19 protein-coding genes are annotated in these 21,782 nt (G+C 52.6%); 8 read left to right on the forward strand and 11 right to left on the reverse strand.

Annotated elements, in window-relative coordinates:
• Nucleotides 1-398: DUF2931 family protein (locus OGY04_RS10235; protein ID WP_286585226.1), on the reverse strand; the 398-nt coding region annotated here is incomplete at its 3' end.
• Entirely contained in the window at nucleotides 395-2,380 is a 1,986-nt protein-coding gene (gene tssD, locus OGY04_RS10240) for a type VI secretion system tube protein TssD (RefSeq protein WP_286585228.1), read from the reverse strand. The genes tssD and OGY04_RS10235, both read right to left, overlap by 4 nt.
• A 277-nt stretch (nucleotides 2,381-2,657) precedes the next feature.
• Here tssD and parC point away from each other — a divergent pair, with 277 nt between their 5' ends.
• From parC to ftsP, 3 genes are all read left to right on the forward strand, one after another.
• The gene (parC, locus tag OGY04_RS10245) at nucleotides 2,658-4,916 is read left to right on the forward strand and encodes a DNA topoisomerase IV subunit A (RefSeq protein WP_003828391.1); all 2,259 of its coding nucleotides are present in this window, start codon (nucleotides 2,658-2,660) and stop codon (nucleotides 4,914-4,916) included.
• A gap of 195 nt (nucleotides 4,917-5,111) precedes the next feature.
• Nucleotides 5,112-5,849, forward strand: coding sequence for a 1-acylglycerol-3-phosphate O-acyltransferase (gene plsC, locus OGY04_RS10250; RefSeq protein WP_003024540.1), 738 nt, complete (start codon nucleotides 5,112-5,114; stop codon nucleotides 5,847-5,849).
• Between the two features lie 71 nt (nucleotides 5,850-5,920).
• The gene (gene ftsP, locus OGY04_RS10255) at nucleotides 5,921-7,333 is read left to right on the forward strand and encodes a cell division protein FtsP (RefSeq protein WP_286585229.1); all 1,413 of its coding nucleotides are present in this window, start codon (nucleotides 5,921-5,923) and stop codon (nucleotides 7,331-7,333) included.
• Nucleotides 7,334-7,349: 16 nt separating this feature from the next.
• On the opposite strand, the gene OGY04_RS10260 is transcribed toward ftsP, so the two are convergent.
• Nucleotides 7,350-8,825: a TrkH family potassium uptake protein gene (locus OGY04_RS10260; RefSeq protein WP_279850803.1), complete on the reverse strand. Its 1,476-nt coding sequence runs from the start codon at nucleotides 8,823-8,825 to the stop codon at nucleotides 7,350-7,352.
• 199 nt (nucleotides 8,826-9,024) lie between these two features.
• Between OGY04_RS10260 and OGY04_RS10265 the strand changes: the two genes are divergently transcribed.
• Nucleotides 9,025-11,196, forward strand: a complete 2,172-nt coding sequence (locus OGY04_RS10265; protein ID WP_003024532.1) for a YgiQ family radical SAM protein — start codon at nucleotides 9,025-9,027, stop codon at nucleotides 11,194-11,196.
• A gap of 103 nt (nucleotides 11,197-11,299) precedes the next feature.
• Here OGY04_RS10265 and OGY04_RS10270 read toward each other — a convergent pair whose 3' ends face one another.
• The 4 genes from OGY04_RS10270 to yqhD all read right to left on the reverse strand — a co-directional run bounded on the left by OGY04_RS10270 (nucleotide 11,300) and on the right by yqhD (nucleotide 15,657).
• Nucleotides 11,300-11,755, reverse strand: coding sequence for an HIT family protein (locus tag OGY04_RS10270; RefSeq protein WP_008785817.1), 456 nt, complete (start codon nucleotides 11,753-11,755; stop codon nucleotides 11,300-11,302).
• Between the two features lie 44 nt (nucleotides 11,756-11,799).
• Nucleotides 11,800-13,254 (reverse strand): DASS family sodium-coupled anion symporter, encoded by a 1,455-nt coding sequence (locus tag OGY04_RS10275; RefSeq protein ID WP_003828381.1) that lies wholly within the window; start codon nucleotides 13,252-13,254, stop codon nucleotides 11,800-11,802.
• A gap of 187 nt (nucleotides 13,255-13,441) precedes the next feature.
• A complete protein-coding gene (gene dkgA / locus OGY04_RS10280) occupies nucleotides 13,442-14,269 on the reverse strand; it encodes a 2,5-didehydrogluconate reductase DkgA (protein WP_032945014.1) in 828 nt (275 codons plus the stop codon).
• A 224-nt stretch (nucleotides 14,270-14,493) separates the two neighbouring features.
• Complete coding sequence (gene yqhD, locus OGY04_RS10285; protein ID WP_286585230.1) at nucleotides 14,494-15,657, reverse strand: alcohol dehydrogenase; 1,164 nt, start codon at nucleotides 15,655-15,657, stop codon at nucleotides 14,494-14,496.
• 194 nt (nucleotides 15,658-15,851) lie between these two features.
• Here yqhD and OGY04_RS10290 point away from each other — a divergent pair, with 194 nt between their 5' ends.
• On the forward strand, nucleotides 15,852-16,751 hold the full coding sequence (locus OGY04_RS10290; RefSeq protein WP_286585231.1) for an AraC family transcriptional regulator: 900 nt from the start codon (nucleotides 15,852-15,854) through the stop codon (nucleotides 16,749-16,751).
• 93 nt (nucleotides 16,752-16,844) lie between these two features.
• On the opposite strand, the gene yghB is transcribed toward OGY04_RS10290, so the two are convergent.
• Nucleotides 16,845-17,504, reverse strand: a complete 660-nt coding sequence (gene yghB, locus OGY04_RS10295; protein WP_003024510.1) for a DedA family general envelope maintenance protein YghB — start codon at nucleotides 17,502-17,504, stop codon at nucleotides 16,845-16,847.
• A gap of 131 nt (nucleotides 17,505-17,635) precedes the next feature.
• Complete coding sequence (gene metC, locus OGY04_RS10300) at nucleotides 17,636-18,823, reverse strand: cystathionine beta-lyase (protein WP_032945009.1); 1,188 nt, start codon at nucleotides 18,821-18,823, stop codon at nucleotides 17,636-17,638.
• Between the two features lie 250 nt (nucleotides 18,824-19,073).
• On the opposite strand from metC, the gene exbB reads away from it, so the two are divergent.
• Nucleotides 19,074-19,808 (forward strand): tol-pal system-associated acyl-CoA thioesterase, encoded by a 735-nt coding sequence (exbB, locus tag OGY04_RS10305; RefSeq protein ID WP_003024507.1) that lies wholly within the window; start codon nucleotides 19,074-19,076, stop codon nucleotides 19,806-19,808.
• Nucleotides 19,809-19,814: 6 nt separating this feature from the next.
• Nucleotides 19,815-20,240: a TonB system transport protein ExbD gene (exbD, locus tag OGY04_RS10310; protein ID WP_003828370.1), complete on the forward strand. Its 426-nt coding sequence runs from the start codon at nucleotides 19,815-19,817 to the stop codon at nucleotides 20,238-20,240.
• 77 nt (nucleotides 20,241-20,317) lie between these two features.
• On the opposite strand, the gene OGY04_RS10315 is transcribed toward exbD, so the two are convergent.
• Both OGY04_RS10315 and OGY04_RS10320 read right to left on the reverse strand, forming a co-directional pair.
• Complete coding sequence (locus OGY04_RS10315; protein ID WP_008785811.1) at nucleotides 20,318-20,725, reverse strand: hypothetical protein; 408 nt, start codon at nucleotides 20,723-20,725, stop codon at nucleotides 20,318-20,320.
• A 1-nt stretch (nucleotide 20,726) separates the two neighbouring features.
• Complete coding sequence (locus OGY04_RS10320; protein WP_008785810.1) at nucleotides 20,727-21,131, reverse strand: hypothetical protein; 405 nt, start codon at nucleotides 21,129-21,131, stop codon at nucleotides 20,727-20,729.
• A 104-nt stretch (nucleotides 21,132-21,235) separates the two neighbouring features.
• Between OGY04_RS10320 and OGY04_RS10325 the strand changes: the two genes are divergently transcribed.
• The gene (locus OGY04_RS10325) at nucleotides 21,236-21,739 is read left to right on the forward strand and encodes an ESA_00282 family adhesion-associated protein (RefSeq protein WP_286585232.1); all 504 of its coding nucleotides are present in this window, start codon (nucleotides 21,236-21,238) and stop codon (nucleotides 21,737-21,739) included.
• The last annotated feature ends 43 nt before the right edge of the window (nucleotides 21,740-21,782 follow it).

A 21,782-nucleotide genomic window follows, 5' to 3' on the forward strand; every position in this document is an offset into this window, starting at 1 on the left:
CAGGTTTCGGGGCCGAAGACGGCGCTGGTTTCATAGGTCTGCTGGTCAATATAGGAATCCCAGCAGAAGACAATGTACTGTGGGGGCTTGTTGACTTTGTTGAACTGATCGCCAAAACCATGCGCGTTTTCAGCCCATTCTTTGACGGAATCAGGGTCGGGAGAAGCCTGGTCAAGCGTATTAAACGTATACAGATAACCATCGGTGTCGATAACTCTTGCGTGGTTGACCATTGAGGGTAATTCATAGGGGGTGATAAAAGCGAAGATCCACTTACCGTAAGGTAGGGTCCAGTCGCCGCTGGCGGCCTGTTTTGACTGTAAAGGGTGAGACTGATGTGGGCTGCAGCCTGCAGCGGCCAGGAACAGGGCAAGCGCCAGGGCGTAAGATATTTTCATCGTTTATTTCCATCCATGTTGTAAATGGTTCTGATCCAGTTAGCGTCCGGCCGGTTGACAAAGCTGACGGTTTCCGAGGCTGATGCTCCACCCTGTAACTCCCCGCTCTGTTTGAGCTCCACTGCATTCCAGTGGGCTGAGCAGTGGATATAGCGGCCGGCAATCCGATCCACCTCTTCAGGCGTAAAGCCGGCGGTGCTTCTGTGCTGACGGGCTGCTTTTCCCATTTCCCGGGCTTGTTCGCACAACGGCTTTAGCGCATCCGGTAGGGCGTGTCTCTGAATTTTATCGACGTCCGACAGTAACGCCCCGGCCTCAACCGCCGCATCGACCATCACCCGCAACGCTACCTTCGACCAGTCGAAAAAGACCGTCCGCTGGCGCAACGTCAGGGCGGTAAAGGTGCGTTTTTGTGGCTGGGTGTAACGGTCAGTAGGTGCCCGCGGGTCCTCCCAGACCTTCGGGGTGATCTCATGGGTGCGTATAATGGGCATGATAGCCGGTGAATGTTCGAGCACACGCAACTGCGCCATCGTCTGCGCGTATATGTGAGACTGCGCCCCGGGCTGGTTCTGCGGCAGGGTTTCCACCTGCGGACGGGTGAGAAAGAGGTCTTCGCGTAGTTGCGGCAAATAGCCGCCGCCGATATCGGAGTGCACGCCGGGAAGCGCCAGCTCTGGCCAGGCGGGGGCCACGCTGTTAAGGGCGAAGTTGTAGCGGCACTCGTTCCGGGCGGTAAGATGAAACACCTTTTGCGCCACGCCCGGACGCAGCCGGAGGGTAACGTTGCCGGTGTCGGCGCTGTGTGGGTCGAGTCCGTTGGTTACCGTACCGACAGCCGCCACGGTGTCCATGATGCCGAGAAAACGGGTGTTGCCAGCCGGAGTTCCGCGATAGCTAATTTTGCCCATGCCCGCTGAAATGGCGTTGATAATGGCCTGATCTTCCGCCTGGACACGGTTAGCGAAGTGGCGGGCTGCGGCTGCGCCGCGGCTGAAGCCGAAGATATCGAACAGCAACGCCTCGACTATAAATTTTCCTTCCAGTAGTTTCAGTGCCTTTTTTATCGCTGCACCCAGTTGCGCCACCGCATCATCGGTTTTGGCAATAATCCCGGTTTCTGCGGCGCCCAGTCCCAGACCTATTGGGTTATCGGGTTCACCCGCCCGGGTACCAATTCCTTCTACATATAGTCTGTTTTGTACATAACTGCTGTCTGCAGGAAATTGCCACTGATATAACTCATTCAACCAGTGAATATTTGTGTAATACCCCAGATAACTGGTCGCTCCTACCCCGCTGATCCCCATCTTCTCCTGTGCATTTCTGGCAAGAATGCTTTGGGCATCCGGACTCTCAATATCAAAATGCTGCGCGGTGAGCGCCTCAAGCATGTTGCGGGTATTCACGGCGTTATTGCCGGTGCCGTCGAAGAATATCCCCAGCACCAGCGTCACCTTACGCACCGGCTGCTCTGCGGGCAAAATGCTCTTTTGCACCACCGGGAAAAGCCGATCGTAATTGTCCGGTGTCAGCAGGTAATCAAACTCGGTGCAGGCAATCAGATGGCGACACAGAATATAATCGTAATTTATCGATATATATTCATAATCCATATCGTTCATCTTGGACTCCTGGTGAATAGCCTGCACCGTCGCACCACGAAGTTCGATTAAGTAATATTTTTCCATGCGACCGTATCGATTGATGCGGTATATATCAAACCTCATTTTAAGACGTTCATTATTATTAATAGCATTGCAGAATAACGGAGAGCTTTTATCCAGGAGTTTGCAAAAGCGCAGGCCGAGGTGCTTAACGCCGCCTTGTATGCTGCTTTGCGCCTGCGTCAGGCTGAAGACAAAGATACTATCTTCATGCGCTGACTGATAGCGATTGCCCACGGAGGCCTGCGAGTTACAGCCTGCAGAAATCGGTCCTTGAATATCACCCTCGAGCGTTAAATAAATAAGGCTGCTCATTTATTTTCCCTTAAGGAGGTTTTTACTCAGGAAGAAGCGTAATGATAAAACGGATAAAATAACCTGCCATCAATCAAATTAAGTCGCAAATTTAGTTTATTATTTAATCGTAAAAGGAAGCGCTAATAGAAAAAATAGCCTGCCTTCTCTCTGCCTGTGATGGCGATACTGCCGCGTATCCGGCCCTTTTCTTTGTGACTCAACACGCCAGATAGGGTAGTATCTGCGGCAATATTGCCCTTCAATAGAGGGGTACAAAGTTGAGGAACCACGATTAATGAGCGATATGGCAGAGCGCCTGGCGCTGCATGAATTCACGGAAAACGCCTATCTGAACTATTCCATGTACGTCATCATGGACAGGGCGTTGCCGTTTATTGGCGATGGTTTGAAACCCGTTCAGCGTCGCATCGTATACGCGATGTCCGAACTGGGGCTGAATGCCAGCGCCAAATTTAAAAAATCCGCCCGTACCGTCGGTGACGTGCTGGGTAAATACCATCCGCATGGCGACAGCGCCTGCTATGAAGCGATGGTGCTGATGGCGCAGCCGTTCTCTTACCGTTACCCGCTGGTTGACGGGCAGGGGAACTGGGGGGCACCGGACGATCCGAAATCCTTCGCGGCGATGCGTTATACCGAATCACGCCTGTCTAAATATGCGGAAGTCCTGCTGGGTGAACTCGGTCAGGGAACGTCGGACTGGGTGCCAAACTTCGACGGCACCATGCAGGAGCCGAAGATGCTGCCTGCGCGTCTGCCAAATATTCTGCTGAACGGCACGACCGGTATTGCCGTTGGTATGGCAACGGACATTCCTCCACATAACCTGCGTGAAGTGGCAAAAGCAGCGATAACTCTGATTGAGCAGCCGAAAACGACGCTGGATCAGTTGCTGGATATCGTACAAGGGCCGGATTACCCGACCGAAGCGGAGATTATTACTTCGCGCGCGGAAATTCGTAAGATTTACGAAAACGGACGCGGCTCCGTACGTATGCGCGCGGTATGGACGAAAGAAGACGGCGCGGTGGTGATTTCCGCGCTGCCGCATCAGGTTTCCGGGGCAAAAGTGCTGGAGCAGATCGCTGCTCAAATGCGCAATAAAAAGCTGCCGATGGTAGACGACCTGCGCGACGAATCGGATCACGAAAACCCGACCCGTCTGGTGATTGTCCCGCGCTCTAATCGTGTGGATATGGAGCAGGTGATGAACCACCTGTTTGCCACTACCGATCTGGAAAAGAGCTACCGTATCAACCTGAACATGATCGGTCTTGATGGTCGTCCGGCGGTGAAAAACCTGCTGGAGATCCTCACCGAATGGCTGGCGTTCCGCCGCGATACCGTACGTCGCCGCCTGAATTATCGTCTGGAAAAAGTGCTCAAGCGCCTGCACATCCTTGAAGGTTTGCTGGTGGCGTTCCTCAACATTGACGAAGTCATCGAAATTATTCGTCATGAAGATGAACCTAAGCCTGAGCTGATGTCGCGGTTTGGCATTTCTGAAACCCAGGCTGAAGCCATCCTTGAGCTGAAATTGCGCCACCTTGCCAAACTCGAAGAGATGAAAATCCGCGGTGAGCAGGATGAGCTGGCGAAAGAGCGCGATCAGTTGCAGGCCATTCTGGCTTCCGAACGTAAAATGAGTAACCTGCTGAAGAAAGAGCTGCAGGCCGATGCAGATGCCTATGGCGACGATCGTCGCTCTCCGTTGCAGGAACGTGAAGAAGCGAAGGCGATGAGCGAGCACGACATGCTGCCATCTGAGCCGGTTACCATTGTGTTGTCCCAGAGTGGCTGGGTGCGTAGCGCGAAAGGCCACGACATCGATGCACCGGGATTAAGCTATAAAGCGGGCGACAGCTTTAAGTCGGCAGTGAAGGGTAAGAGCAACCAGCCGGTGGTGTTCGTGGACTCGACCGGACGCAGCTATGCCATCGACCCGATTACGCTGCCGTCGGCGCGCGGTCAGGGTGAACCGCTGACCGGGAAGCTCACGCTGCCGCCAGGCGCGACGGTTGAGCACATGCTGATGGAAGGCGACGATCAAAAACTGCTGATGGCCTCCGATGCGGGCTACGGTTTTGTCTGTACCTTCAATGACCTGGTCGCACGTAACCGTGCTGGTAAGGCATTGATTACACTGCCAGAAAATGCGCGCGTGATGCAGCCGGTGGTGATTGAAGATGAAACCGATATGCTACTGGCTATTACTCAGGCTGGTCGCATGTTGATGTTCCCGGTGAGCGATTTACCGCAGCTGTCGAAAGGCAAAGGGAACAAGATCATTAATATCCCTTCAGCGGAAGCGGCGAAAGGCGAGGATGGTCTGGCGCAACTTTACGTGCTGCCGCCGCAGAGCACGCTGACCATCCACGTTGGTAAGCGCAAAATCAAACTGCGTCCTGAAGAGTTGCAGAAAGTGACCGGTGAGCGCGGCCGTCGCGGCACGCTAATGCGTGGTCTGCAGCGTATCGACAGCATTGAGATTGACTCGCCTCGACGCGCCAGTCACGGCGACAGCGAAGAATAACGCTACCGTCCGGCTCTCCCTGTTAAAGCCCAGGGAGAGCCAACGTTAAAAATTCCCGTGAAACCGTTGTTTATTCGTGCGTTGCGATTAACAATACGCTTTTCCAGAGAGCCGCCCTTAACAAAGCCCTAACCTGATACCGCGTGATGAATCAGGTGACGTAAAATGCCAGGCTCTTAGGCCTTAGAGGTTGTTATGCTATATATTTTTCGTTTAATTATTACTGTTATTTACTGCGTTCTGGTCTGTATTTTCGGTTGCATATACTGTCTGTTCAGCCCACGAAATCCAAAACACGTTGCAACGTTCGGCCATATGTTTGGCCGCCTGGCTCCCCTTTATGGCCTGAAGGTCGAGTGCCGCATGCCGGCAGACGCGCAGAACTATGGTAATGCTATCTATATTTGTAACCATCAGAACAACTATGACATGGTTACCGCTGCGAATATCGTTCAGCCGCCGACGGTGACGGTAGGTAAAAAAAGCCTGCTGTGGATCCCTTTCTTCGGGCAGCTGTACTGGTTAACCGGTAACCTGTTGATTGACAGAAACAACCGCGCTAAAGCGCACAGCACCATTGCTGCCGTGGTGAATCATTTCAAAAAACGTCGCATTTCTATCTGGATGTTCCCTGAAGGGACACGTAGCCGCGGTCGCGGTCTGCTGCCGTTTAAAACCGGCGCGTTCCATGCAGCGATTGCTGCTGGTGTCCCGGTCATTCCGGTGTGCGTTTCCACAACCTCGAACAAGATAAAACTCAATCGACTCAATAATGGTCTGGCAATTGTCGAGATGTTGCCACCGGTGGATATTAGCCACTTTGGGAAAGATCAGGTTCGTGAACTGGCAGCGCATTGCCGCACGCTGATGGAACAAAAAATCGCAGAACTCGATAAAGAAGTTGCTGAGCGGGAAGCCGCCGGAAAGGTTTAATCCGCGCAATTCGGGTTTTTTACAGGAAATGACTTCCTGCGTGTTAATAGCCAGTTTTTTATGGAGTTTATATGTCATTCAGTCGGCGTCAGTTCATTCAGGCATCGGGGATCGCACTGTGTGCAGGTGCTGTTCCGCTGAAGGCTAATGCTGCCGGTCAGCAACAACCGTTACCCGTGCCTCCGCTGCTGGAATCCCGCCGGGGGCAGCCGCTATTTATGACGCTGCAACGTGCGCACTGGTCCTTTACGCAAGGCACGCGCGCACCTGTCTGGGGAATTAACGGCCGCTATCTGGGACCGACAATCCGTGTCTGGAAAGGGGATGACGTCAAGCTTATCTACAGCAACCGTCTGACTGAAAATGTCTCGATGACCGTCGCCGGGTTGCAGGTACCAGGCCCGCTGATGGGCGGCCCGGCGCGCATGATGTCCCCGAATGCTGACTGGGCGCCGGTGCTACCGATTCGCCAGAATGCCGCCACGTTGTGGTATCACGCTAATACGCCAAATCGTACTGCTCAGCAGGTCTACAACGGTCTTGCCGGGATGTGGCTGGTTGAAGATGAAGTGAGTAAATCACTGTCTATTCCCAACCACTATGGCGTGGATGATTTTCCGGTCATAATCCAGGACAAGCGGCTGGACAACTTTGGCACGCCGGAATACAGCGAGCCCGGCAGCGGTGGCTTTGTCGGTGATACGCTGCTGGTCAATGGGGCGCAGAGCCCGTATGTCGAAGTCTCCCGCGGCTGGGTGCGCTTGCGTTTGCTGAACGCTTCAAACTCGCGTCGTTACCAGCTGCAAATGAGCGATGGCCGTCCGCTGCATGTGATTTCCAGCGATCAGGGTTTTTTACCTGCGCCTGTTTCGGTGAAGCAGCTCTCGTTGGCTCCGGGCGAGCGTCGTGAGATCCTGGTGGATATGACTAACGGTAATGAGGTCTCTATCACCTGTGGTGAGGCGGCCAGTATTGTCGACAGGATCCGCGGGTTCTTTGAGCCCTCCAGTATTCTCATCTCCACGCTGGTATTGACGTTGCGCCCGACAGGTCTCCTGCCGCTGGTGACTGACAGCCTGCCAATGCGCCTGCTGCCAACGGAAATCCTCAGCGGTTCGCCGATTCGCAGCCGTGATATCAGCCTGGACGACGATCCTGGCATCAACGGTCAGCTGTGGGACGTCAATCGTATGGATATTACTGCCCAGCAGGGCTCCTGGGAACGCTGGACGGTGCGGGCGGATATGCCCCAGTCCTTCCATATTGAAGGTGTTTCGTTCCTGATCCGTAATGTGAATGGCGCGATGCCGTTCCCGGAAGACAGAGGCTGGAAAGATACTGTCTGGGTTGATGGCCAGGTTGAATTACTGGTTTATTACGGACAGCCTTCCTGGGCCCATTTCCCGTTCTACTTTAATAGCCAGACGCTGGAAATGGCGGATCGTGGCTCAATCGGACAGATGTTGGTGAACCCGGCGCCGTAATGCGCCGGGGTATTCGTTACGCCCGCCAGAACATGCGCGAGAACAGGATCAGAATGGGGTAAATCTCCAGACGCCCCATGATCATGGCCGCGCACATTAGTAGCTTTGCTTCCTCGTTTAAGGTGCCAAATGTCGTGGCGGTGACGCCAAATCCCAGCCCCATATTGTTGATGCAGGCGGCGACGGTGGCGAAAGAGGAGAAGAGATCGTAGCCCATCAGATTGAGCGCCCAGATAAAAAAGCTGGTGAACAAAACGTAGAGAAAGAAAAAGCTCCATACCGAACGCACCACCCGGTCGCTTACCACGCTATTGCCCACTTTGATATTCAGCAGGGCGCGAGGGTGCGCGAGCTGGTGTAACTCCTGACGGCACTGCTTGAACATAATCAAAAAGCGCAGCACCTTAATCCCCCCGCAGGTCGAACCCACACAACCGCCGAAGAAACTGGCGCTGAGCAGCATGAAGATCGTGTGCGAAGGCCACTGCGCGTAATCCGCCGTCGACAGGCCATTATCTGTCAGCATCGAACTGGCCAGAAAAAAAGCATGCACCAGGCTGTCCGTTAATCCGTACATGCCTGCCCGCCAAACTTGCCAGGTGGCGATCAGAGTGACCACCAACGCAATAAGCAAAAAGAAACGCAATTCGGCATTACGACGAAAGGGTTTGAAGGTACGTTTCACGATAGCAACGTACCAGAGGGTGAAGTTAAACGCAGACAGCAGTGAAAATACCCCGGCGACAAGCTCAATGGCATGGCTGTTATAAAAGCCGATGCTCTCGCTGCGAGTGGAAAATCCGCCGAGAGAGACCGTCGACAGCCCGTGGCATAAGGCGTCGAAAAACGACATCCCGGCAGCCCGGTAGGCCAGAGTACAAATAAGACCCAGAATGACATAGGTCATCCACAGCGTGCGTGCAGTATCAGCAAGTCTTGGCGTGAGGCGTTCTTCTTTAAAAGGGCCCGGCATTTCAGACTGATACAGCTTCATGCCACCAATACCCAGCAGCGGCAATACAGCCACGGCGAGGACGATAACACCCAGACCGCCAATAAAATTGAGCTGAGCCCGATAGTACAGATACGACTTCGGCAAGGCGCTGACGTCATCAATCACCGTTGCGCCTGTAGTGGTAATCCCAGAAACTCCTTCAAACAGGGCATCCGCAAAAGAGAGGTTTAAGCCATCGTCCATCCACATCGGCATCGCGCTGATAAACGAAAACAACAGCCAGAACAGGACGATAATGACGAAACCATCCCGGGTGCGCAGTTGAATCCCCGCATGTTTGGTTGCCAACCACGCCCCGCCGCCGAGGGTGAAGAAAGTCATAAACGTGCTGAAAAAAGCGAACAAGCTCCGCTCTTTGTTTAACAAAGCGATGAGCATCGGCGGCAGCATAGAAAAGCTGTAGAGAAGAACCAGAAATCCGCACAGGTGAACAACAACCCGTAACTGGGAAATATGCAGTGAATCGTTGAGTCGCAATGAAAAATCCCCCGCCGAAAAAGAGTTATCTCAGCTGGCTGGCATGGTGTTAATTATGATTGATAAAAATGATCGTCGTAAAATTTAACAATTTATATAACTTTCTACTGGTCTGGTTCAGACTCCACTTCATTTCTTGCCGACATACAGCGTATAATCCTCGGCCTTTGATTATTTTTTTACCATTTTTGGAAGCATTATGAGCGCAATATCCCTGATCCAGCCGGACAGAGACCTTTTCTCCTGGCCGCAGTACTGGGCTGCCTGTTTTGGCCCGGCACCGTTTTTGCCGATGTCACGCGACGAAATGGACCAACTTGGCTGGGATAGCTGCGACATCATTCTGGTTACCGGCGATGCATACGTCGATCATCCCAGCTTTGGCATGGCAATTTGCGGACGTATGCTGGAAGCACAAGGCTTTCGCGTAGGGATTATCGCCCAGCCGGAGTGGAACAACAAAGACGATTTTATGCGTTTGGGTAAACCGAACCTGTTCTTTGGTGTGACCGCAGGCAACATGGACTCGATGATCAACCGTTACACCGCCGATCGCCGACTGCGCCATGACGATGCCTACACACCGGACAACGTTGCGGGCAAACGTCCGGACCGCGCCACGCTGGTCTATACCCAGCGCTGTAAAGAAGCATGGAAAGATGTGCCGGTTATTCTCGGCGGTATTGAGGCCAGCCTGCGCCGTACCGCGCACTATGACTATTGGTCTGATACCGTTCGTCGCTCTGTTCTGGTGGATTCCAAAGCCGACATGCTGATGTTCGGCAACGGCGAACGTCCGCTGGTGGAAGTGGCGCATCGTCTGGCGATGGGCGAAACCATCGATCAGATCCGCGACGTGCGTAACACTGCGATTATGGTTAAAGAAGCGCTGCCGGGCTGGAGTGGGGTGGATTCCACGCGCCTCGACACGCCGGGTAAGATTGACCCGATCCCGCATCCGTATGGTGAAGATCTGCCGTGTGCTGACAACAAGCCGGTCGCACCGAAAAAGCAGGAAGCGAAAGCGGTAACCGTACAGCCGCCGCGCCCGAAACCGTGGGAAAAAACCTACGTGCTGCTGCCGTCCTTCGAAAAAGTGAAGGGCGATAAAGTGCTGTATGCGCATGCGTCGCGTATCCTGCACCACGAAACCAACCCAGGCTGCGCGCGTGCGCTGATGCAAAAGCACGGCGATCGCTACATCTGGATCAACCCGCCAGCCATTCCGCTCTCTACCGAAGAGATGGATAGCGTCTTTGCGCTGCCGTACAAACGCGTGCCGCATCCGGCGTATGGCGACAGCCGCATTCCGGCCTATGAGATGATCCGTTTCTCGATCAACATTATGCGTGGCTGCTTTGGCGGCTGTTCGTTCTGTTCGATCACCGAGCACGAAGGTCGCATCATCCAGAGCCGCTCTGAAGACTCGATCATCAATGAAATCGAAGCCATTCGCGACACCGTTCCAGGCTTTACCGGCGTGATTTCCGACCTCGGCGGCCCAACGGCGAACATGTATATGCTGCGCTGTAAGTCACCGCGCGCGGAGCAAACTTGCCGTCGTCTGTCATGCGTCTACCCGGATATCTGTCCGCATATGGACACCAACCACGAACCGACGATTAACCTTTATCGTCGTGCGCGTGATTTGAAAGGCATTAAAAAGATCCTCATCGCTTCGGGCGTGCGTTATGACATCGCGGTTGAAGACCCGCGCTATATCAAAGAACTGGCGACACACCACGTTGGCGGCTATCTGAAGATTGCGCCAGAGCATACCGAAGAAGGCCCGCTGTCGAAGATGATGAAGCCGGGGATGGGCAGCTACGATCGCTTTAAGGAATTGTTCGATACCTACTCTAAACAAGCGGGTAAAGAGCAGTACCTGATCCCGTACTTTATTTCCGCGCACCCGGGTACGCGTGATGAAGATATGGTGAATCTGGCGTTGTGGTTGAAGCAACGTCGTTTCCGTCTGGATCAGGTGCAGAACTTCTATCCATCACCGTTGGCGAACTCCACAACCATGTATTACACCGGGAAAAACCCGCTGGGTAAAATTGGTTATAAGAGTGAAGATGTGGTGGTGCCGAAAGGTGATAAGCAGCGTCGTTTGCATAAAGCCCTGCTGCGTTACCACGATCCAGCAAACTGGCCGTTAATCCGCCAGGCGCTGGAAGATATGGGTAAAAAGCATCTGATCGGCGGTCGTCGCGAATGTCTGGTCCCGGCGCCTACGCTGGAAGAGATGCGAGAAGCGCGTCGCCAGAACCGTCATACTCGCCCGGCATTGACCAAGCACACACCGGTGGCGCATCAGCGCCAGACGCCAGCCGCAAACAAAAAACGCGGGAAAGTGGCAGGGCGCTAATCTGCCTTGCCCGGTGGTGAAACGCTTATCAGGTCTACGAATAGCACGATTTTGTAGGCCGGATAAGGTGCTTGAACCGCCATCCGGCAGAGAGACTCAGTATTTATGCTTCACGAATTCTGGCCGCTAATGCGGCCAGTTTTGCATCATCCGCCCGTTCATGATCGTGTGAAGAAAGATATCCTTCATACTGCTCGAAAAATTTGTTCTGCCGCGCTTCAATCGGTTTCCAGTGGGTTAGATCGCCAGTGCCATGCATGGGGCTTAATTTGCTGTGCACATGGTCTACGCCGAAACCTTCGAAGAACATCCCCGTACGACTGACATCCGGGAAAGCCTTATCCAGTTTCTTAGCCACTTTTTGGGTCGCCAGCATCAGATCAGCCAGTGCCTGCGGCGGCATATCGAAGGCATAGCTGGGATAATGCTTTTTCGGGATCACCACGGTAAAACCGTCGGTGTTCGGGAAAATCGACAGAAAAGCCAGATGATGCTCGTCTTCCCAGACCTTATGGCAGGGTGCTTTACCTTCAACTATTTGACAGAAAATACAGGTCATTCCTTTTCTCCGCAGGTAAGGTGATTCGTCAGGACGCAGTCAGTTTAGTACAGACCCAACACCTTCCACCACATCAGACCCACGGTGATAAACACCGCCTGGTTAAACAAGCTGATGATAAATCCTGTACGCCACCAGACGCCCGTTGGAACGTACCCGGCACCAAACAGGATTGGACCGCGAGCGTGGGTGTACTGGGTGAGCGAGCAGTACAAACTGCTGGTGAAGGCCAGCATTAATGCCGTGGGGGCTGCGGGAATGTTCAGATGCAGACCGACACCAAGGAAAACGGCGTACAGCGCGGCAATCTGTGCATTACCGCTGGCAAAAAAGTAGTGGGTATAGAAGTAGGCGGCGTTCAGCAGCAGCAGGACGATCACCCAACTGGTACCGTGCATAGTACTGCTCAGGCTATCGCCGATCAGATTGCCAAACCAGGTGGTGAAGCCCAGTTTTTTCAGCTGGTTCGCCATCATCAACAGCGCGGCAAACCAAATCAGTGTGTCCCATGCGCCTTTCTCGCTCTTCACATCTTCCCAGCTCAGAACGCCGCTTAGCAATAAAATGGACAGTCCCACGAACGAAGCAGTGGTGGCGTCGACGCCTAACGTATCGCCAAAAATCCACAGCACCAGCAGTACGCCGACGGTAGCCAGCATCAGCCATTCGCCGCGAGACATACTGCCCATTTCCGCCAGCTCTTTGCGCGCCAGGTTAGGGGCATCCGGCGTGTGTTTAATTTCCGGGCGCACGATCCAGTAGACCAGCAGTGGAACCAGCAGTAAGGACACCAGGCATGGCAGCAGAGCCGCCATAAACCAGCCGCCCCAGGTCAGCGTGACGCCCGCATTGGCCGCCAGCTTCACCGCCAACAGGTTGCCGGTATAGCCGGTCATAAAGAGCGCGGCGGTGACGTCGTTGACGTTGCCAATACAGGTGATAAGAAAGGTACCGATTTTACTGCGGGACTCATCTTCCGGGTTCGAATGGAAACTGCGTGCCAGAGAGTCAGCAATCGGATAGATGACGCCGCCGCAGCGTGCTGTATTACTCGGCATTGCCGGGGAGAGGATCAGATCGGCAAAGGCCAGACCATAGGCGAGTCCCAGCGTGCGCTTGCCGAGCAGACGGATCATCTGCAGCGCAATGCGTCGTCCGAGGCCGGTTTTGATAAACCCGCGGGCAATCATAAAAGCCACGACGATAAGCCAGATAAGTGAACTGTTCAGCTCACTCAGTGCCGTGGTGATAGCGCCGCTGGCGGTTTTATCTCCGGCAGCATAGGCGAGCGCGAATACCGTAATACCAATAATGCCGACCGCGCCGATGGGTAATACTTTAGCCACAATAGAAGCGATGGTGGCGACGAAAATAATTGCCGAATGCCAGGCTGGCGCACTTAGCCCGGAAGGTGGAGTAAGCTGCCACAGTCCGGCAGAAATGAATATTATAAGAATTAATGGGAGCCATTTGACTCCGCTACTTTTTTTCTCAGTCACGTTTACGCACCTATAGATATGGTGAATATATTCATCAAATAAATATATTTATTTAATAATTAACAGGTTATGTTGCGTAATGCTGCTCCAGCGACTGCAAGAAATACATCAATATATATGTGTGAATTGTTTCCTGATATTTCAAATCAGTAAAGGCCCGACGAGAGTGTCGGGCTGGAGGAAGGGGTTAACCGCCGAACTGATCCGGGTCTGGCCCCAGACGTTTGCCCTGATCGAGTTTCGCGATTTCGCCTAATTCGTCTTTATCCAGGCGGAAGTCCCAGACGTTAAAGTTTTCTGCGATACGCGCAGGGGTGACCGATTTTGGAATCACCACCAGCCCGCTATCCAGATGCCAGCGGATGACAATCTGCGCCGGTGATTTGCCATATTTCTCAGCGAGGTCGCGGATGATCTTTTGATCAAAGACGTCTTTGCCGCCCTGCGCCAGCGGGCTCCAGGATTCGGTCTGGATTTTATGCGTTGCGTTCCAGGCATGCAGTTGGCGCTGTTGCATAAGCGGATGAAGTTCGATCTGGTTAATCACCGGAGGTACGCCGGTTTCATCCATCAACCGCTGGAGATGATTGATCTGAAAGTTGCACACGCCGATGCTCTTAATCAGACCTTCTTTTTGCAGGTCGATCATGTTTTCCCACGCTTCAACGTAGTGGTCGATCGCCGGAACCGGCCAGTGCATCAGGTATAGATCGAGGTAATCAAGTTGGAGTTTTTCCATGCTTTCGAGCAAGGCTTCCCGGGGGCGTTTTTGGTCATCATTCCACAGCTTGGTGGTGATGAATAACTCGTCCCGTGGTACGCCAGCATCGCGTATTGCTTTGCCGACACCTTCTTCGTTTTTGTACGCCGCAGCGGTATCAATTGAGCGATACCCCACTTCCAGCGCTTTATGAATGGCGGTGATGACTTCTTCGTTGCTTGCCTTCCAGACCCCCAGGCCCAGTTGTGGCATGACGTTACCATCCTGTAGCTTGATAATGGTTGGACTGGTCATAATTCCCCCCCACACTTAATCCTTCAGGCTGCCTCTTTGTTGGCTGCTTGCGTTTACCCCGGTCACGTACTTATGTACGCTCCCGGGGATTCACTTAATTGCCGCCTCGATGCACCATGAATGATTGGGTGTAAATTGAGTTCACCGGGGCAGCCCCCGGTGAGTTAGGTGTGACTTAAGCCTGGTATAAATACCCAAAAACGAAAGGCGGAGGTTAAAAAACCTTAGCGGGCAGCTTCGTAAATCCGACGGCTGACTTCAAGCGTAATGTCCTGATGTTCGCCCAGTTGCGTACCACCGTGTGCTTCCAGTTTTTCCAGCAATGCCGGGATGGAGCTACCGTCCAGGCCATAGTCAGACAGGCGAGTGGGTACGCCCATTTGTTCGAAGAAAGCGCGGGTAGCGGCAATGGCGGCGTCGATGCGCTGGTCGTCGGAACCTTCGGTGATATTCCAGATACGCTCTGCGTATTGCAGCAGTTTGGCACGCTTGGTATCACGTTTTTCATTCCACAGCGCTGGCAGAACGATGGCCAGCGTTTGAGCATGATCCAGACCGTGCATTGCGGTCAGTTCATGGCCCAGCATATGCGTTGCCCAGTCCTGCGGTACGCCTGCGCCAATCAGGCCGTTCAGCGCCTGGGTTGCCGCCCACATGACGTTCGCACGCACGTTGTAGTTTTCCGGCTCCTGCAAGGCTTTCGGACCTTCTTCTACCAGCGTGAGCAGAATGCCTTCGGCAAAGCGATCCTGAATTTTCCCGTCTACCGGATAAGTCACATACTGTTCCACGGTATGAACAAAAGCATCCACAACACCGTTTGCAACCTGACGCGGCGGCAGGGTGTAGGTGTAAACCGGATCCAGAACGGCAAACACTGGCTGCACAAACGGGGTCATAAAGGCCAGTTTATCGCCGGTGGTTTTACGCGAAATTACCGCGCCGGAGTTAGATTCAGAGCCGGTTGCAGGCAGGGTTAATACGGAGCCCATCGGGATGGCGCTTGTTACGTCGTTGCCGTGGGTTTCCAGAATGCGCCATGGATCGATGCCATCAGCGTACTGTGCCGCTGCCGCGATGAATTTGGTGCCGTCCAGCACTGAACCGCCACCTACCGCCAGCAGAAACGTCACTTTCTCATCACGCACGATTTTTACCGCGTCCATCAGCGTTTCATAAGACGGGTTTGGCTCGATACCGCCAAACTCCAGCACATCCAGGCCTTTCAGCGCGTCCTGAACCTGCGCCAGGACGCCAGTTTTTTTCACGCTGCCGCCGCCATAGGTAACCAGTACGCGAGCGTCCTGAGGAATTTGATCGCGCAGATCAGCAATCGCGCCTTTACCAAACAAAATACGTGTTGGGGTATGGAGATTAAAGTTGTTCATTGCTCATTCCCTTTAGTGGGTAATAAAAGAGGGCAGGTGAGTGTCTGCCGGATGATGAACATTGTGGTCGCCCGCCGCGTTGCTCTCAATGCTCATTTCTGCCGAAGTCTTGCCCATTTCTACAGACTGCTGGAGAAAACGGATAAATCTGCGCATTATGTCAGGGTCGAAAACCGATGATGAAATGGTGCCCCATGAACCGTGATGAGATCTGTCTTCTGCTGACAGATAAAATTAAGCAGCTGAAAAACAATGAAAATAGACTTAACGAACTGCTGCCAGATGTCCGCCTGCTACACGGTACGGAGCCGGCGGCGCGTACACCGGTCATGTATCAGCCAGGCATCATATTTCTCTTTTCGGGACATAAAATTGGTTACATCAATGAGCGCGTATTTCGCTATGACGCCAACGAATACCTGCTGCTAACCGTACCTTTACCCTTTGAATGTGAAACCTATGCGACGCCGGAGGTTCCTCTGGCCGGTATTTATCTGAATGTCGATATCCTGCAATTGCAGGAGCTGCTGATGGACATTGGGGAAGACGAGCTGTTCCAGCCCGCCATGGCTGCCAGCGGGATTAACTCTGCAACGCTCTCTGACGAAATTCTCTGCGCTGCTGAGCGCCTGCTGGATGTGATGGAGCGACCGCTGGATGCGCGTATTCTGGGGAAACAGATTATTCGCGAGATCCTCTACCATGTGCTGACCGGACCGCGCGGCGGCGCGTTACTTGCGCTGGTCAGTCGCCAGACGCATTTCAGTTTGATAAGCCGGGTACTGAAGCGGATTGAAACCAAATACACCGAAAACCTCAATGTAGAACAGCTGGCGGCAGAGGCGAACATGAGCGTGTCGGCGTTTCATCATAATTTTAAAGCGGTGACCAGCACGTCGCCGCTGCAATATCTTAAGAGCTATCGCCTGCATAAAGCACGGATGATGATGGTTCACGATGGGATGAAGGCCAGTGCGGCTGCCATGCGCGTCGGCTATGAGAGCGCATCGCAATTCAGTCGGGAGTTCAAACGTTTCTTTGGCGTAACGCCGGGGGAAGATGCGGCAAAAATTCGTATGATGCAGGGGAGTTGATTTCTTGTAGTAGGCCTGACAGGTATACCGTAGGCCTTAAAGCCGCGCGCCATCAGGCATAATGCCGGGAATTACCCCGGCTACGGATAATACTCAGGCGCTACAGTATTTTTTTTTAATCACCACGAACAATGTTCCCAACAATCCTGCGGTTAACAGGGCAATCGGCAGGATCATTAGAAAGGTCATCACCTGATCTTCATGGCGTTTAACGAACGGGATCATGCTCAGCGCATAGCCGAAACTGGTGACGACGGTGACCCACAGCAGGCCACTCAGCCAGTTAAAAAACTGGAACCGACGGTTAGGAAGCCCTGAAATGCCCGCCATCGTTGGCAGCAAGGTGCGAACGAACGCCAGGAAACGCCCTGCCAGCAGCGCCATCAGGCCGTGTTGATCAAACATGCAGGTGGCGCGCTGATGGTATTTTTCCGGTAATTGCGCCAGCCAGCCTTTCACCGTGCGCGTGTTGCCTAGCCAGCGTCCCTGAATATAACTCAGCCAGCAGCCCAGACTGGCTGCGGCCGTCAGAATAGCTATGGTAGGTAAAAAACTCATCACGTCCTGAGCGATCAGCGCTCCTGCCAGTAATAACAGGCTGTCTCCGGGTAAAAAGGAGGCGGGCAGCAGGCCATTTTCTAAAAACAGCGTGGCGAACATGACGAAGTACACCACGCTCACAACGTGCGGATCCGCCAGTGCGGCAAAATCGTGTTGCCAGAGCGCGGAGACAATATCTTGAATGACTACCATGGACTTTCCTGTGGAACAGCATTTATGTGTGGATTGTACTCCTGAATTGCCCGGGATGCCTTGATCCCGGACGCAACAATTGCAGACTTTTCCACCAGAAGTGTCTGCATATATGTCCATCTGTGGCAATTTTACTCGATTCGGGCAAATCCTGCGGCCAAATCGGCAATCAGATCGTCAACATTCTCTAAACCGATATGTAAACGGATGAGCGTTCCGCTGAAATCCACCTCGCCTTGCGGACGGATTGCCGCAATGTGTTCCGGCTGGTTGGCGAGAATCAGCGACTCAAAACCGCCCCAGGAGTAGGCCATACTGAACAGGCTGAAGTGATCCAGATACGCAGCAAGCTCCTCATTATTGAGCTTCTTATTCAATACAAAGGAGAACAGGCCGCTACTACCGGTAAAATCACGCTTCCAGAATTCATGCCCTTTGCTGCCGGGCAGTGCCGGGTGGTTCACGCGGGCGACCTGCGGATGGCTGGCCAGCCACTCGGCGACCTTTAAGCTGCTTTCATGGTGCTGACGCAGGCGAACGCTCAGCGTACGCAGTCCACGGCTGGTCATATAGGCGGTATCGGCGTCCAGCATTTGCCCCATCAGATAGGCATTTTCGCGCAGTTGATCCCAGCAGCGGGCATTAGATACCGCCGTGCCGACCATGCCGTCAGAATGACCAATCAGATATTTGGTGCCTGCCTGAATAGAGATATCAATGCCAAAATCCAACGCTTTGAACAGCACCCCGGCAGCCCAGGTGTTATCAATCATGATGATTGCATCCGGCGCGACGCTTCTGACGGCGGCAACAATAGCTGGAACATCATGCACTTCCATAGTGACAGAGCCGGGAGATTCCAGAAATACGACTTTCGTGTTCGGCTGTATGTGCTTAACGATATCGGCGCCAACCAGCGGATCGAACCAGCCGGTGGACACGCCGAGCTTGCCGAGAATTTTGGTACAGAAATCCTGACTGGGTTCATAGGCTGTGTTGGTCATCAGCACATGATCCCCTTGCTCCACAAAGGCAAGGATGGTGTTGGCAACGGCCGCCGCACCGCAGGGGAACAGCGCGCAACCCGCACCACCTTCCAGTTCGCACATCGCTTCCTGAAGAGAGAAATGCGTCAGGGTTCCGCGACGCCCATAGAAAAGCGCACCGTTCGCCCGGTTGTGCGTGGCCTGTTTTTTAGCCTCTACGGTGTCAAAAACCAGCGAAGAAGCGCGCTGGATCACGCTATTTACCGAGCCCAGCGTGTACTTTTTACTGCGTCCTGCGTGAACGAGTTTGGTTTCAAGTTGCTTATCTGCCATGTTGTCTTACCTGTTTTTATACGTCTGGATGTCTAAACTACCATGAATCAAAGATGACGCATCCTGCAGAACGGTCATACAGTAGAAAATAATCTCAAAATGCTTCTGGTGACTTTTTTACTGCGTAAGCGCAAGGAAAAGAAACCAAAGGTGCGGCAATATGTAAATAGTAATGAGAACGACTATCAATTCGACGTCGTTTTGATATGATTATGCTCAGATTTTGTGATTTGCGTCCTGGAGATACAGAGTGGGTAATAATTTGATGCAGACGGATCTTTCCGTCTGGGGTATGTATCAGCACGCCGATATCGTGGTTAAGTGCGTGATGATTGGGCTGATTTTGGCGTCAGTGGTCACCTGGGCTATCTTCTTTAGTAAGAGCCTTGAGTTCTTTACTCAGAAACGCCGCCTTAAGCGTGAACAGCAACTGCTGGCGGAAGCCCGCTCTTTAGATCAGGCAAGTGAAATTGCCGCAGGATTCGATGGCAAAAGCCTGGGCGCACAGTTGATTAACGAAGCGCAGAACGAGCTGGAACTGTCAGAAGGCAGCGACGATAACGAAGGCATTAAAGAGCGTACCGGCTTCCGTCTGGAGCGTCGTGTGGCGGCGGTAGGTCGTCATATGGGCCGCGGTAACGGATACCTGGCCACCATCGGGGCTATCTCTCCATTCGTCGGTCTGTTCGGTACCGTATGGGGCATCATGAATAGCTTCATCGGGATTGCACAAACTCAAACGACCAACCTCGCCGTTGTTGCGCCGGGTATCGCAGAAGCGCTGTTAGCGACCGCAATTGGTCTGGTTGCAGCAATTCCAGCGGTTGTTATCTACAACATTTTCGCACGTCAGATTGGCAGCTATAAAGCGATGCTGGGCGATGTCGCGGCACAGGTGCTGTTGTTGCAAAGTCGCGATCTGGACCTGAATGCAAGCGCATCCGCGCATCCGGTACGTGCAGCGCAGAAATTACGTGTAGGATAATGTTCCATGGCAATGAGCTTTAATGAAAACCTGGACGATAACGGTGAAATGCATGAAATCAACGTGACGCCGTTTATCGACGTTATGTTGGTTTTATTGATCATCTTTATGGTTGCCGCGCCGTTGGCAACCGTAGATGTGAAGGTGAATCTCCCTGCCTCCACCAGCACGCCGCAGCCGCGTCCGGAAAAACCGGTTTACCTGTCAGTTAAAGCCGATAAGAGTATGTTCATTGGCAACAATCAGGTGACGGATGAAACCATGATTAACGAGCTAAATGCGCTAACTGAAGGGAAGAAAGACACCACGATTTTCTTCCGGGCAGATAAAACCGTTGATTATGAGACCATGATGAAGGTGATGGATACGCTGCATCAGGCGGGCTTCCTGAAGATTGGTCTGGTTGGCGAAGAGACAGTGAAAGCGAAGTAATCTTCCTCATTGCCGGGTAATGGTTGCCGCCTTACCCGGCGTGTCTCTCCTGATTCAACTCCCTCGCACACTTGTTCTTATCTGTTCTCATCTAACGCGACCGTGGTTATCCTGGTGGGTTCGTAGTTCCCTTCAGACAGCTTTCGCGTCAGGCGTAAGGTGGCCGTTTCCCGCGCGAGTATATGCTGGTAGGTGCTTTCCAGTCGGGCCATGATTTTGTCCCGCAGTTCTGGTTGCTGCTCCATAATGGCTTCGATCGCGGCACCGTAGATCTCTTCTTTAGCCTGTAGCGAGTAAATTTCACGGCGATTTTGCCATTTCATCCGCACCAGTGCAGCGGGAATAGAGACTATCTCCTGAGCAACGCTTTCCAGTGTCGCGTTTTTATTGGCAATCAACACGGCTAAATTTTGCTTTAAGACAAACTCATCGCTTTTATGGTTATCTAAAGCCAAATAAACATTATTATCCTCAACATCTTTCATTTTATTTCTCTTCCAGAGAATAAAAAATAGGGTCGCTGGTTTCACGGGTAATTAAATTAAGCCAAATTTTGTTGCCCTGTTCATTTATGATGGCTGTTTTTTGAGTCAAAATTTTACTTAATTCTTGTGCATTAATGTCGCCTTCTGCCTGTAGTGAATTGAGCAGGCGAGAGAATGACTCAATTTTTGCTGCACGAAACAGGCGCTCTTTTAAATGGCGGTCGCACTCTTCAAATAGCATATTTCGTGACTGGCCGGTAGCAGCTGAGCTAATCAAAATATCGGATTCGTAATCGCTTAATGTTATCTTCCCCTGAGTCAAATTTTCACTATTATCTGTGGAGGTGGTATTGTCAGGTGAGCTGGATAAGTGAAAACGCGAGGGAACAAGATGCTCGGGAAGCATGTTGAAATATCCTTTGATGCCAATGATATGTTGTTTTAAATAAACCATGCCGCGTTGACAATAGCATGGCGTAATTTTAAAATCAAAAAAAATGGAGCCAGTATATGAACAGTATATTTTATTCTGTTATTACCCTGCTATTGCTGACCTGCGGGGTACTTTTGTTGATGCGCAGTGCAAATAAAAACCGTAATGCAGAAAATGGATACGCTGAAAACCAGCCGGAAATACTGAGTAAAGAAGAGGGTGAAGATCATTTCTCGGTACTGATGAATTCGATTACTCCGGTTTGGTATTGGCGCGTCAATCACGAATATATCGATTTTATCCACTCGACGATCAAACGGATGACAATGGTGGAGCTGAATGAGACGCCAGGGCTATTTGATGCACAGCGGCGTTGCAGCGATCTCAACTCTGCAGTGTATAAATATTACGACAATATTAAAAAACGCTGTCTGAGTGGCGAGAAAGTCCCGCATGCCGATCTGGACGTGCTTAACTTACGTCAGTGCTTCAGGGAGTTCAGCGTGGAAGCCTACCCTGCACTTGTCGCGCTGGTGTGGCCGGAATATCAGCGCCCAGAAATCAAAGCAGAAGAGGTGTGAGGAGCTGGCTGGCCCGTATTATGTGCCGGGAAGAACAACGTTG

Origin of the sequence: Citrobacter sp. Cpo091 (assembly GCF_030332645.1) — a bacterium.
In the GTDB taxonomy this organism is placed as follows: Bacteria; Pseudomonadota; Gammaproteobacteria; order Enterobacterales; family Enterobacteriaceae; genus Citrobacter; species Citrobacter portucalensis.

What these genes read in the sequence shown, in the direction of transcription:
- tssD (WP_286585228.1), bottom strand. Translation starts at nt 2,380, where the DNA reads ATGAGCAGCCTTATTTATTTAACGCTCGAGGGTGATATTCAAGGACCG.
- parC (WP_003828391.1), top strand. Translation starts at nt 2,658, where the DNA reads ATGAGCGATATGGCAGAGCGCCTGGCGCTGCATGAATTCACGGAAAAC.
- plsC (WP_003024540.1), top strand. Translation starts at nt 5,112, where the DNA reads ATGCTATATATTTTTCGTTTAATTATTACTGTTATTTACTGCGTTCTG.
- ftsP (WP_286585229.1), top strand. Translation starts at nt 5,921, where the DNA reads ATGTCATTCAGTCGGCGTCAGTTCATTCAGGCATCGGGGATCGCACTG.
- OGY04_RS10265 (WP_003024532.1), top strand. Translation starts at nt 9,025, where the DNA reads ATGAGCGCAATATCCCTGATCCAGCCGGACAGAGACCTTTTCTCCTGG.
- OGY04_RS10270 (WP_008785817.1), bottom strand. Translation starts at nt 11,755, where the DNA reads ATGACCTGTATTTTCTGTCAAATAGTTGAAGGTAAAGCACCCTGCCAT.
- dkgA (WP_032945014.1), bottom strand. Translation starts at nt 14,269, where the DNA reads ATGACCAGTCCAACCATTATCAAGCTACAGGATGGTAACGTCATGCCA.
- yqhD (WP_286585230.1), bottom strand. Translation starts at nt 15,657, where the DNA reads ATGAACAACTTTAATCTCCATACCCCAACACGTATTTTGTTTGGTAAA.
- OGY04_RS10290 (WP_286585231.1), top strand. Translation starts at nt 15,852, where the DNA reads ATGAACCGTGATGAGATCTGTCTTCTGCTGACAGATAAAATTAAGCAG.
- yghB (WP_003024510.1), bottom strand. Translation starts at nt 17,504, where the DNA reads ATGGTAGTCATTCAAGATATTGTCTCCGCGCTCTGGCAACACGATTTT.
- metC (WP_032945009.1), bottom strand. Translation starts at nt 18,823, where the DNA reads ATGGCAGATAAGCAACTTGAAACCAAACTCGTTCACGCAGGACGCAGT.
- exbD (WP_003828370.1), top strand. Translation starts at nt 19,815, where the DNA reads ATGGCAATGAGCTTTAATGAAAACCTGGACGATAACGGTGAAATGCAT.
- OGY04_RS10315 (WP_008785811.1), bottom strand. Translation starts at nt 20,725, where the DNA reads ATGAAAGATGTTGAGGATAATAATGTTTATTTGGCTTTAGATAACCAT.
- OGY04_RS10320 (WP_008785810.1), bottom strand. Translation starts at nt 21,131, where the DNA reads ATGCTTCCCGAGCATCTTGTTCCCTCGCGTTTTCACTTATCCAGCTCA.
- OGY04_RS10325 (WP_286585232.1), top strand. Translation starts at nt 21,236, where the DNA reads ATGAACAGTATATTTTATTCTGTTATTACCCTGCTATTGCTGACCTGC.